Origin of the sequence: Nocardia sp. CNY236 (assembly GCF_000482385.1) — a bacterium.
Classification (GTDB): Bacteria; Actinomycetota; Actinomycetes; order Mycobacteriales; family Mycobacteriaceae; genus Nocardia.
On record NZ_AXVD01000002.1, the window covers coordinates 284,205 to 296,639 of the forward strand.

A 12,435-nucleotide genomic window follows, 5' to 3' on the forward strand; every position below is an offset into this window, starting at 1 on the left:
TGATAAGGCTGGAAATTCAAGACCGATTCTGATAGCAAGGGGCTATGGACCCGCATTTGCGCGACCTGCGGTATTTCGTCGCCGTCGCTGAGGAACTGCACTTCACCAACGCCGCTCAGCGGCTGCACATCGCTCAACCCACCCTGTCGCGTCAGATCCGCCAACTGGAGCGCCAACTCGACGTGGTCCTGTTCGACCGCAACCAACGCAGCGTGGCGCTGACCGTAGCCGGCAAGGAACTGCTCGAGGGTGCTCGCAAGATCCTGGAGTTGTGGGAGGTCACCAACGTCTCACTGAAGGAAGCCGGCGAAGTCCTTCGGGTCGGCATCCAGTCCGCGCTGGGTCGGGGACTGCTCAACGACCTGGAGAGCGCCAGCGGACACCGCCTCGCGCTCCACGCGGCCTCCTGGACCGACTCCTCCAGTGGGCTCGCCGGCCGCCAAGCCGACTTGGCTCTGGTTTGGCTTCCACTGCCGGATCACAGCCGCTATCGCTGGCAGGTGCTGCGTACCGAGCAGCGTTGGGTACTCCTCCCGGAGAATCATCCCCTGGCCGTCTCGGGGACAGTCGAGTTCACCGAGTTGCTCGATGAACCGTTCGTCGCGCTGCCGACGGAGGCGGGTGCGGTCCGCGACTTCTGGCTTGGCAACGATGGACGCGGCGGACGCCCGCCGAAGATCGGCGCCGAAGCCGCAACTCCCGAAGACCGGCTGGAAGCAGTGAGTCTGGGCCTCGGCGTCTGTCTGCTCGCCGAAAACAACGTGCCCATGTACCGCTGGCCCGGTCTGACGGCACGACCGGTTGCTGGGCTGGCGCCATGCGAACTCGCTGTGGCATGGCGCGCCGATGACCATCGGCCGACCATTCTGGAGTTCGCCGGACGCGCCGTCGAGGGAGGATTCGCAGCACGCCAGTCGGTCAGCGTCTGACTCCTGCAGCCGAGCCTCGGGAGACCGTGCGCTGCCAAGGGCGGTGGGCCTGCATTTGCGCCGAGAGCCGCAATAGCGTGGACTCGCTTCCAGGCGGGCCTACCAACTGGGCTGCGACCGGGGTTCGCGACCGAGGATGCACACCCATCGGCACGGATGCGGTAGGCCAACCAACGAGATTCCACAATGGGATAAAAGGAGAAGACCTCATGTCGGCGAGTAGCTTCGCCGACCGGCGGTACAGTTGCCGAGGTCGACTCGGTGGCGGTGGCGCTGCCACCGTGGGGGTGATCAACACGTCGTAACGGTCGAAGAATTCCAGTAGGTGTGCCTCGACCCGGTCTATCTGGTCCGGGCACACGAGGTCGCCCACCCACTGGGCCGCCCGGCGCGCCAGCCGAGTGGACCGGGACGGCGCCGAGCAATCGTGGGCGCCGGAAGCCAACCGACGCACGAGAACCGCGAATGTCGGGTCGTCATGGGGAAGCACCGTCGAACCGACCGCATGGCCCGCCACGGCCGCGATCGACGCCGCTCGGCGGGCGGCAGCTCTCCAATGCCGGTCGACACGAATCAGCCGCGACGGCGGGTCGACGGCCACACCGATGCGCAGTCGACCCGGTGGGTCGACGTCCGCCAGATCCTGCCGCACAGCCAACGCGGCCAATACCAGCGCGGCATCGTCCACCGTGGTCGCCAGCACGCCGGCCTCCACCATCGTCGCGCACGCAGAAGCGTCGACACCGCGATAGCGACCCGGCTCGATAGCGAATACCCCACAGTGAGCGGCCGCCACTCGTGCTTCGCCATCACCGCCATCGCACGCGACCGGTACCAACCCAGCCGCGACTGCCGCGCCCGCCGCACCACCGGCCACACGTGCGGTGTTCCACGGATTACACGCGACCGCACCCCGCCCGAATGGATTGTCCGCGCTCGCGCCGGCGAGGCCGACGATCACCGCGCCCGCGTCCTGCAATCTGGTAACGACCGAATGGCCGGCCTCGACCGGCGCGGTGCGTTCGACCCCGACCGGCACGCCGGCCAAGGGCAACATGTCGAGGTCGACCCGTCGCGCAACCCTGGCGGCCTCGACCATGACCTGGTGCGTCGGGACTGCGCCGAGCGCATTCGACTCCCGACACGCTGCTGCGAAACCCAGCATGGCATCCGCGGCAATCCGGCCTGGCAACAGCTGGCCATCACGTACACCCGCCGCAATCGTCACCGCCGGGCCACGTGTCGGGGACGGCTCCGCCCGACGATTGCCCGCATTCGAGCCATCTGCCACCACCGCGGTCTCATCTGACATGTGCCGGTCGTCCCCCGTCGCCTCGTTGCCGAAATCGGGTGATCCACTGTCGAGCCGCAAGTTATCATTTCGAATACGGCGCGGGGGATAATGGTGTCGGGTGTGGCGAGAATTTCCACCGCCCCGGAAGAACGACCGATGCGGATGACGCGGTGTCCGCCGAGCCACTAGGTCCGAGTATGAGTGTGAACTCCGAAAGAAGTTCCGATCCCGGTACGAGTACCGACGACTACGGTCTCTTGCCGCATACCGAATTCGATGCGGTGGCTGCCTTCACAGCGGCCTGGAAATCCACTCGCCGGCCGCCGACGATCACCGACTACCTCCCCGACGCAAGGACTCTGCGTCGCGAGGCTCTCGTCGAACTGATCCGCGTCGACCTGCGTAATCGCTGGCTGCGGCGGGCGGGGACGGGCACGATGCCCGAACCGACCGCTCGTAAGCGCTTGACCGATTACTGTGCCGAATTTCCGGAACTCACGCTCGATGAGATCCCCGCTGGTCTGGTATACGAGGAGTTCGTCATCCGACGCCACAGCGGGCAACGGGTGGATCCCCGCGAGTGTCTGCGCGAATACCCGTGTCAAGCCGAAGAACTGCGTAGCCTGCTGAACACCGAGGACATGGATCAGAGCACGCGTCGCGCGCTACCGGAGGATTCCACCCGGGTCGGTGTCGAACTCACCCGCTCTGCCCTCGACGACACCGGATTGAACCAAACCATCGGGTCCGATCGTAGTTACGAGATGACCGCAATGGCCACGACCGGAGCAGCGATGACCGGAACGACCTCTGCCGACCCGACAGGCGCGGCCACCGCCCTGCCGACCACGATCGACACCGGTACGGGTGAAAGTGACATGCTCGACCAGGTGCACACCGGCCAGCAGATCGATGATTTCGACCTGTTGACCAGCCTGGGTCGGGGTGCTTTCGCTCGGGTCTTCCTGGCCCGGCAACGGTCGCTGCAACGGTTGGTCGCGGTCAAGGTATCCGCCGATCGCGGCACCGAGCCGCAGACGCTGGCCCAACTCGACCACGACTACATCGTGCGGGTGTTCGATCAACGTCTGCTCGACCACACCGACACCTCCGGGCGCCGATTACGTCTGCTGTATATGCAGTTCCTGCCCGGCGGCACCCTGCTGGGTGTGCTGCGCTGGGTGCGGGCGACCGCGCCACAGGAACGCAACGGTCGACTGTTGCTGGATGCGGTCGATGCGGCGATGGAGGAGAAGGGCGAGATTCGTCCCACCGATTCCAGCGTGCGCGCCGAGATCGCCGAATCGAGTTGGCCGGAGACGGTGGCCTGGCTGGGTCAGCGGCTGGCCGAAGCCCTGGATTACGCCTCGGCGCACGGTGTGTTGCATCGTGACGTGAAGCCGGCCAATGTCTTGCTCACCGCCGAGGCCGTGCCGAAACTGGCCGACTTCAACATCAGTTTCAGTCGCAATGTGGAAGGCGCCAGTCCAGTGGCCTATTTCGGTGGATCACTGAGCTACATGTCACCCGAACAACTGGAAGCCTGCCATCCCGGCTTCGACTACAGCGCCGCCGATCTGGACACCCGCGCCGATATCTACTCCCTCGGCGTCGTGCTGTGGGAACTACTCACCGGAGTCAAGCCGTTCGATGACAGCACGGCAGCCGCGCAGTCCCAGGGAGACAACACCACCTTGGAGGCCATGCTGCAACGACGCAGCGCTGGGGTCGATCCTGCGGCACTGGAGCGGGTTCCACCCGACTGCCCGGCCGCACTGCGTCGGGTCCTGCTGACCTGCCTCGAACCGAACCGCGCCGATCGCTGGTCCAGCAGCGCCACACTGGCGCGGCAACTACAGATGTGTCTGGACCAACGCGCTCGCGAACTCGTCGACCCCGCGCCCCACAGTTGGCGCGCGCGCTTGCGACCGTACTTCGTCTTGGTGGCGCTGATTTCGGTGGGGTTGCCGAATGCCCTCGCCGCCCTCTACAACATCGAGCACAACCACCACCTGATCGTCAGTCGAATGACTGCCGATGCCCAGCAGACCTTCCTCGTGGTCACCGGCGTGGTGAACACGATCGCCTTTCCCGCCGGAATCGCGATCGTCCTGTACATGTCCAGATATGCGCTGAAAGTGCTGCACGGGCTGCGTCGGGGGCGCAGCTATTCCCCTGAGACCCTGCGGCGGGCCCGGCGCGATTCTCTGCTGCTCGGTGACCGTGCCGTGGCCGTGGTGTTCACGCTGTGGGTGCTGGCAGGCGCCGCCTTCCCGATCGCGCTACAGCTGGCCACCAGGGAACTACCCGCGCGGGAAGCAGCCCACTTCCTGGGCTCGCTGGCAGTGTGTGGCGCGATCGCGGTCGCCTACCCGTTCTTCTTGGTCACCTTCTACACGGTGCGGTGTATCTATCCGCTGTTTCTTCGGCGTGGAGACATCAGTCCCGAGGATGCGGTGTGGCTGCGCGGCCTGGACAAGCGGTGCAACTTGTACCTCGCGGTCGCCGCGTCCGTGCCGCTGCTCGCCGTCGCGGGAGTGACCTTCCTGCGCCCGGACGACATCCCACTGGTGATCTTCGCGGTTCGACTCCTGTGCCTGGGCGGCATCGTCGCATTCGTCGGCGTGTACCTGCTGTTCCGAGCACTGGAGGCCGACCTGCGCGCACTGGAACGAGTCGTCGACCCCGACTCCGCCGCACCCGAGGTCACCAACCACCAGCCACGAATCGACACGGTGACCGCGGAGCCCACCACGTGAGTTCTCCGCGTACCGATGCCGTCGCCCGATTCACCGCCGACTGGCAGCACAGTCTGGAAGGCGACCGGTTGCCGCCACGGATCCGGGACTACGCACCCGACGGCACCCGAGTGCGCGCGACGGTACTGGCCGAACTGGTGCGCATCGACCTGCAACGACGCTGGGAACACAAAGGCCTCGGCAAGCGCATCGCGGAATACCGTGAAGAATTCCCAGAAATCGAGCACAGTACCCAGCTCGTCGATCTGGTGTGTGCCGAGTTCGCCGAGCGTCGCAGGCATGCTCCCCTGTCGCTGGCGGACTTTCTGGCCGAGTACCCCGACCTCGCCAGTGAGGTCGGCCAACGTCTCGCCGACCACGCTCGGACCACGAGCGCCGCCGACCGGAACGACGCCATGGCCACGGTGGCGGACCTGCAACCCGGCCAGCGGATCGACGACTTCGACCTGCTCACCTATTTGGGCGCAAGTGTGTTGGGCCGCGTATTCCTCGCCCGACAACGATCCATGCAGCGGCTGGTCGCCGTGCGGTTCTCGGTCGGGCGTGCGGACGTTCCGCACACGATGGCTCAGCTCGACCACCCCAACATCGTGCGCATCTTCGATCAGCGCATACCGAGCACCGGCTCGTTTACTGCCTCTGTAGAGCACACTCCACCGTCGGACACCCGCACGGCGACCACCGTCTCGCCGCGCCTGTTGTACATGCAGTACATCCCCGGCGGCACCGCAGTGGACATACTGGAACACCGCCGCCGCGCCCCGGCGCCACATGGCGGCGCACTGCTGCTGCAGTCGGTCGATGCCGCGATGGAGGCGAAGGGAGAAATCCGACTCACCGACTCGACCATCCGAGCAGAACTCGCGCGACTCAGCTGGCCGGAGACCGTGGCGTGGGTGGGTCGACGGCTCGCCGACGCGCTGGACTACGCCGAGCGCCAAGGCGTACTCCATCACGACATCAAGCCCGCGAACGTCTTGTTCACTGCCGAAGGTGCCCCGAAACTTGCTGATTTCGCCCTCGGCGAATGGGCGCCGGACACGGCCGCTGCGCAGCACGCCGGGGCAGATTCGCTCGCCTATCGCTCCCCGGAACAGCTGACCCGATACCTCGACCCCGACGCACCTGCGCCGGGCAATGGCAGCGACATCTACTCCCTCGGTGTGCTGCTGTGGGAACTACTCACGGGCGCGAGCCCATTCGACGACCCACCGCCGGACCGACACGGCCCCACCGCCGAAACCTGTGCCGAGATGCTGGCCATCAGGCGCACTGGCGTTACGCCAAGAGCAATGGCCCGTCTGCCGGAAGACACGCCGGCCTCACTGCGCCGCGTACTGCTGGACTGTCTACGCCTGGACCCGAAGAACCGCTGGCGCAGCGGTGCCGAACTCGCCGCGCAACTCGAACTGTGTCTCGATACCCACGCCCGCGGCTTGGTCGACCCTCCGCCGAACAGCCTCGCCTACCGGGCCCGTGGATGGCTGCTCCTACTCGGCGCACTGTGCATCGGGGTACCCAACGCGCTGGCGAGTATCTACAACATCCAGCTCAACCAGAACTTGATCATCGATCGAATGTCGCCGATCGAGCAGGAGAAATTCGCCGCGGTCGGATTGGTCAACAATCTGATCGCGTTTCCGTCGGCCGCGCTACTGCTGGTGTTTCTCACGCGGCGCCCGCTCTCCATCGGGCTTCGTCTCGGACGCGGTCACGAATACTCCGATCGAACGCTCGCGGCAGCGCGCCGTGACACGCTACTGATGGGCGACTGGGCAGTATGGGTGCCGTTCGGTTTTTGGGTGGTCGCAGGCATCGCGTGGCCATTGGCGCTGGCATCCTCCGGCGTCGACCTGCCCTCACACATGTTCGTGCACTTCTTCGCGGCACAGTTGGTGTGCGCGGCCATCGCTCTGGCCTATCCGTTCTTTCCGATCATGGTCTACTCGATCCGCTCGGTCTATCTTCTCCTGCTGGTGCGTGGCGAGATCGGCCCCAGTGACGAACGTCAGTTACGCGCCCTGGCCAAACGCAGCAACTTCTACCTCGGAGTCGCCGCGTCGGTCCCCCTACTGGGCGTCGCGAGCGCAACCTTCGTCGACACGGACGACCTGGAGGTCGTGATCGTGCCCGTGCGGCTGCTCAGTGTAGGCGGCATCCTGGCATTCGTGCTCACCTACAAGTTGTTCCGGGTCCTCGAAGCCGATGTATACGCCCTGACCAGGGCTATTCCGCAGCAGCCGAGCTGACCCGGACATCGGGTCGCGTCACCGAAACAGCGACCGACTACGACCGGCCGCCGTAGACCTTTGGATCCAGAGTGCCGATATACGGCAGGTCACGGTAGCGCTCGGCATAGTCCAGACCATAACCGACCACGAATTCGTTCGGGATGTCGAAACCAACGTGCGCTACATCCACCTGGGTGCGCAGCGCGTCGGGCTTGCGCAGGAGGGTGACGACCTCGAGCGATGCCGGATTGCGCGAGGACAGGTTTCTTTGCAACCAGGACAGAGTGAGACCGGAGTCGATGATGTCCTCGACGATCAGGACATTGCGGCCCGCAATGTCCTTGTCCAGGTCCTTCATGATCCGCACGACGCCGGACGACGAAGTGGACGATCCGTAGGACGAGACGGCCATGAACTCCATCTGGGTCGGAATCGGCAGTGCCTTCGCCAGGTCGGTCATGAAGAAGATGGCGCCTTTCAGCACACCTACCAACAACAGATCTCCCTCGGGAGCACCAGCGGGATAACGCTTGGCAATGAGCTCGGCCAGCTCCTGGGTTCTAGCGGTGATCTGGTCCGCGGTGATCAGCACCGACGCGATGTCGTCCCCGTACACGTCAGCTGGATTTCCTTCCGTGATGGTAGCCAGTCGGGCCGGTGTAGCCTGCCTCATCGCCTCCGATGGCCATTCTCCTCCAGCCGCAGTGTCAGCCTGCCACGTTCTCGCCCGGCGACCAACCTGGCATCTGGTCTTCCGCCGCCGACCGCGACCGCGCCCTGACCGTGCCAGGCGGACACCAAGTCGTCGATGGCCTGTAAATGCTTGGTGGTCACCGCTTTCGCGCCATTCGCCAGCAGCCACGATCGGATGGCCCGCTTACGCAAGGGGCCGGGGGCAGTGGCGAGCGTCTCGACCACCAGCTCGTTCCCCTCTGTCGCAGTCTGCTGTAGATCGGCGGCGAGCATGTCCAGCACCTGCCCGTCTGCACGCAACTGCTCGGCGGTACGGGCCAGTGCAGCAGCCACCCCACCACCGAGAATCTGCTCCAACAATGGCAGCGCCTCCAGACGGAGTCGAACCCGGGTGAATCCGGGTGCCACGTTGTGCGGGTCGTCGTGCGGTGTCACACCCACGTCTGCACACACCTGGCGGGTCGTGTCCCGGTGCACACGAAGCAGCGGACGACCCCACGGCGCGGAGAACGGGGCCATCCCCTGAATCGAACGGCCTCCCGATCCGCGTGCCAGTCCGAGCAATACCGTTTCGGCCTGGTCGTCGAGCGTATGTCCGAGCAGAACGGGCAGCCCGTTGCGCGCTGCATCCAACGCGGCGTAGCGTGCCCGACGGGCGGCCGCCTCCATTCCGCCCTCCGCACCGACCGTCACCGGTAGGACCCGCACCGAGCGACAGCCCAGGAATCGCGCTTGCGCGGCAGCCTCGGCAGCGACCGCATCCGACCCTGGCTGCAAGCGATGATCGACGATCAGCGCATCGACCGCCTGTGCCTCGACCACCGCCGCGGCAGTGAGAGCCAGTGAGTCGGCGCCACCGGACAATCCGACCGCAACTGCCTGCTCCTGTGCCCCGGTCGGCGCGAACCCGGCCAACCAGTCGCGCACACTTCGACGAACTGCGAGCACCGCCGGCGTTTCGGGCAGGCGGCGAACACCTGCGACCTCGGAGGTCGACCGCAGCCCGGCATCGGGATCCCCAGGCGCCGGCTCGAGGCGTCCAGGGGTCGTTCGCCGCGCACGCCTCATGCGGCGAAGCCTACCCACTGGCCGCACGAGACGGTCCACCGCAGCGCATCGGGTTGTCAGCGGCCCGCGTCGGTCAGCCGAGCACGCGCCCGATCCAGCGCGTAGGGGATTCGATCTCCTCGGGCCGAGGCAGCGTGTCGGGCTCCGACCACACCGTGTTGAACCGCGCCACGCCAACACTGGCGACTACTTCGTCCACGAACTTCTTGCCCCGCACGTACTGTGCAACCTTCGCGTCGACACCCAGCAGCGCACGCATCACCCGTTGGACCGGGTTGCCGGGGCGCCGACGGCGCCGATCGAAAGCCCCGCGAATCTGCTCCACCGTCGGGACGACCGCAGGACCGACCGCATCCATGACGTGATCGGCATGTCCCTCCAGCAGAGTGCCGAGCACGAACAGCCTATCCAGCGCCTCACGTTGCGGCGCCGCCTGGGTAGCGCGCAGCAGACCGACCATCCCGCGCGTGGTCGGGTCGTCGGATGCGGCCCCGCGGCGGGCACGCACCGCGTCGACCAGTCGAGAGACGATATCGATCAACGGCTCGTCTCCGGCCTCGCCGAGTACCTCCACATTGGTGCGCATGTATTCCGCCAGCCAGGGCGCCGAAGAGAACTGCACCCGATGGGTCACTTCATGCAGACAAACCCAGAGGCGAAAGTCACTCGGCGACACACCGAGCGCACGTTCCACGGCAACGACGTTCGGCGCCACCAGTAACAACGTTCCATCCGCCCCGGTGAACGGATCGTACTGGCCGAGGATCGCGGTGGACAGAAATGCGAGCATCGCGCCGGCCTGGAGGCCTGCGGGCTTGCCTGCGAGCAGCCGCCATTCGGCAGATGGGCTGTCGCCATCGGTGAGTTGTGCCATGGAATCCGCAGTGGCCTCGATCCAGCCCGGGCGATCGACAATCTTGGCCATGGGAACCTGCCGGCCGTCCAGCAACCCACTCACCTCACGCACCGGCCCCTCGGCGCGCTCCGAGGCAGCGCCCAGCTCGGCGACAACCTGCTCGGCGGTATAGCGCGAGATCTGCGGCCCCGCGGGCACCAGAGCCGCTCCCGTGCGCGCAGCCAACCGCCAATCGACCACGCCGGAAAAACTCGAGCGGCGCCGATGCCTCTCACCCACCGACGTCGAACCGAACTCCGCGGTATCGGAACCTTCCTGGGCCATACTCAACCACCCATCACGAGCATCCACAGTTTCGCAGCGTGCCTGCGATCGCGTCCAATGCGGGCCTGCTCACCTCCGGGGGTCGATCATTCGACATCAATGCGAAGGTCAACACCCGCCCGTCGGCGTCCAGCACATACCCGACCAACGCGCTCGACACCGACAATGTTCCGGTCTTGGCCCGCACCCAGCCCGCCCCTTCCCGATCGCTGCCGACGAAACGGTCGGTCAGTGAGCCAGTGGCACCCGCGACCGGCAGGGTGTCGAGCATGGGCGCCAAGGTGGCCGCAGTCCGATCGTGCTCCGGCTTGGCGTTGGTGCCCGCCGGTTGCACCGCGGTCACTCCGTTGGGTTTGGCCGCGGTCGCCACGACCTGGTCGAGCAATCGTGCGGGAATACGATCATCGACCGACAGTCCGCTACTGTCGTGCATATCCACGCCGGACATATCGAAACCAGCCGCGCTCAGCGCCGCGTGGATCGCAGCCACTCCGCCCCGGAAGGACGCCTCGCCGCCGTTCGCCACCGCGACTTCGCGCCCGATCGCTTCAGCGAGGACGTTGTCGGAGTAGACCATCATGTCGTGCAGCCGCTCACGCAGGGGCGCCGACCGCACACTGGCGATCTCGACCGCACCGTCGGGCGCCACACCCGGCCGCACTCGAGCCGGATCCAGCCCGAGTTCGGCGGCCAAACGCTTGCCTGCATCCAGCGCCGGGGTGGTCGTGCGAGACGAATACCGGACCAATGGCCGCGACCGACCGCCGTCGATCATCACCGGCTCGATCGGCGCAATCGAGCCGTCGCCGATGTCGATCGGATCCCAGCCCGAGGCCATGGTCGGACCCGCGTAGGCGGACGTATCGACCACGATCGTGTCCACTGGACGGGCTGTCGACCTGATCTGCGCCACCAGATCCGACAACCGTGGGCCATTCGAGTAGTAGCCCTTGCCATCCGGCTCAGCGGTGATCGTCGGGTCGCCACCACCGACCAGTACCAACTCGTTCGCAGCTGCACCGGTGACCACGGCGGTGGTCACCCTATGGTCGACGGGCAGCGTGAGCAGGGCAGCCGCGGCAGTCAGCACCTTGGCCGTGGACGAGGGAACCAACGGTGTGTCCGCAGCTGCACTCCACAGCACCGAGGCACTGTTGGGGTCACTGACCTGGCCCGCGAAGGCGCCGAGATCCGGGTTTCCGATGACCGGAGCCAGTGCCGCGGCAATCCCGGCAGGACTCGGTGCGGGCGCGTTCGAACGGGCCGGGAGCACCCGAGGCGCCGACTCGACCAGTGCGGGTGCGGCAGCGACGATCAGCTTGCCGTGTCGGAATTCGTCGGTCCACGGCCGCACCAGAGCCACCGCCGCGACAGCGCCTGCGAGGACCACCACCAGCGCGATCGATACCGCCATCAGTCTGCGGTGGCGCCGCCGAGTGGCCAGCACACCGATCTTCTCGTCTCCACCGAACACGTTGCCGCCGCGCTCCTGACCCATTCCGGCAGCAGCCACCTGCCGCACCCATACCCTCGCCGACAACACTATCCTCGTTGCGCAACTGTTCCCACGAACAACTTGGCGAGTCGGCGCCTGCGCGGTGGCCGAGTCGACAGTTACCGAGACAGTCGACAGTTGCCGAGACAGCAGCCGAGTCCGCGGGCTCGGCACCGACGCACCGAAGGAGACGACGTGGAGTTCGACGTCACCATCGAGATCCCCAAGGGCTCTCGGAACAAGTACGAGGTCGATCACGAGACCGGTCGGGTACGCCTCGACCGGTTCCTGTACACATCCATGGTCTATCCCGCCGACTACGGTTACATCGACAACACCCTCGGTGAGGACGGCGACCCGCTCGATGCGCTGGTCCTGTTGGCCGACTCCGTATTTCCCGGCGTGATCGTCGAGGCCCGCCCGGTCGCGATGTACAAAATGACCGACGAAGCGGGCGGTGACGACAAGATCCTGTGTGTACCCGCCGGCGATCCGCGATGGGACCACATCCAAGATCTGAAGGACGTACCCGAGTTCGAGCTGGCCGCGATCAAGCACTTCTTCGAACGGTACAAGGACCTCGAGCCCGGCAAGTTCGTCAAGGGCTCGGAATGGGTCGGTCGTAGCGAGGCCGAAGCCGAAATCGCAGCCTCCATCCAACGGCTGAATGACCAGGGCGAGCACTGAAGCCGCGCCCCTCGGGGAGTCCAGACCCTCTGGACTCCCCGATTTCGCCGTGCGTCAGTGTGCGGCGTCCTTCGGAGTCCCACTCACCGCGGATTCCCA

Annotated in this window: 9 protein-coding genes; 4 read left to right on the forward strand and 5 right to left on the reverse strand. The window is 66.0% G+C overall.

What is annotated here, in order from left to right; translation table 11 throughout:
- Positions 1 to 44: 44 nt before the first annotated feature.
- Positions 45 to 929: a LysR family transcriptional regulator gene (locus K940_RS0103205; RefSeq protein ID WP_028476340.1), complete on the forward strand. Its 885-nt coding sequence runs from the start codon at positions 45 to 47 to the stop codon at positions 927 to 929.
- On the opposite strand, the gene K940_RS0103210 is transcribed toward K940_RS0103205, so the two are convergent.
- Positions 919 to 2,241 (reverse strand): amidase family protein, encoded by a 1,323-nt coding sequence (locus K940_RS0103210; protein WP_028476341.1) that lies wholly within the window; start codon positions 2,239 to 2,241, stop codon positions 919 to 921. The genes K940_RS0103205 and K940_RS0103210 overlap by 11 nt on opposite strands.
- 179 nt (positions 2,242 to 2,420) lie before the next feature.
- On the opposite strand from K940_RS0103210, the gene K940_RS26755 reads away from it, so the two are divergent.
- Together K940_RS26755 and K940_RS0103220 are read left to right on the forward strand one after the other, a co-directional pair.
- The gene (locus K940_RS26755; RefSeq protein ID WP_081706113.1) at positions 2,421 to 4,982 is read left to right on the forward strand and encodes a serine/threonine-protein kinase; all 2,562 of its coding nucleotides are present in this window, start codon (positions 2,421 to 2,423) and stop codon (positions 4,980 to 4,982) included.
- Positions 4,979 to 7,231, forward strand: a complete 2,253-nt coding sequence (locus K940_RS0103220; protein ID WP_028476342.1) for a serine/threonine-protein kinase — start codon at positions 4,979 to 4,981, stop codon at positions 7,229 to 7,231. The genes K940_RS26755 and K940_RS0103220 overlap by 4 nt, the downstream gene beginning before the upstream one ends.
- A 37-nt stretch (positions 7,232 to 7,268) precedes the next feature.
- Here the strand turns inward: K940_RS0103220 and hpt are convergent, their stop codons facing one another.
- The 4 genes from hpt to dacB all read right to left on the reverse strand — a co-directional run bounded on the left by hpt (position 7,269) and on the right by dacB (position 11,652).
- Positions 7,269 to 7,829 (reverse strand): hypoxanthine phosphoribosyltransferase, encoded by a 561-nt coding sequence (gene hpt / locus K940_RS0103225; RefSeq protein WP_028476343.1) that lies wholly within the window; start codon positions 7,827 to 7,829, stop codon positions 7,269 to 7,271.
- Positions 7,830 to 7,882: 53 nt separating this feature from the next.
- Positions 7,883 to 8,974 (reverse strand): tRNA lysidine(34) synthetase TilS, encoded by a 1,092-nt coding sequence (gene tilS / locus K940_RS0103230; RefSeq protein WP_081706114.1) that lies wholly within the window; start codon positions 8,972 to 8,974, stop codon positions 7,883 to 7,885.
- Between the two features lie 73 nt (positions 8,975 to 9,047).
- Positions 9,048 to 10,154 carry a zinc-dependent metalloprotease gene (locus K940_RS0103235; protein WP_081706115.1) on the reverse strand — a complete coding sequence of 369 codons (1,107 nt, stop codon included), beginning with the start codon at positions 10,152 to 10,154 and terminating at the stop codon, positions 9,048 to 9,050.
- A 13-nt stretch (positions 10,155 to 10,167) separates the two neighbouring features.
- On the reverse strand, positions 10,168 to 11,652 hold the full coding sequence (gene dacB / locus K940_RS0103240; protein WP_051406841.1) for a D-alanyl-D-alanine carboxypeptidase/D-alanyl-D-alanine-endopeptidase: 1,485 nt from the start codon (positions 11,650 to 11,652) through the stop codon (positions 10,168 to 10,170).
- Positions 11,653 to 11,844: 192 nt separating this feature from the next.
- Between dacB and K940_RS0103245 the strand changes: the two genes are divergently transcribed.
- Complete coding sequence (locus K940_RS0103245) at positions 11,845 to 12,336, forward strand: inorganic diphosphatase (protein WP_028476347.1); 492 nt, start codon at positions 11,845 to 11,847, stop codon at positions 12,334 to 12,336.
- Positions 12,337 to 12,435: the final 99 nt, after the last annotated feature.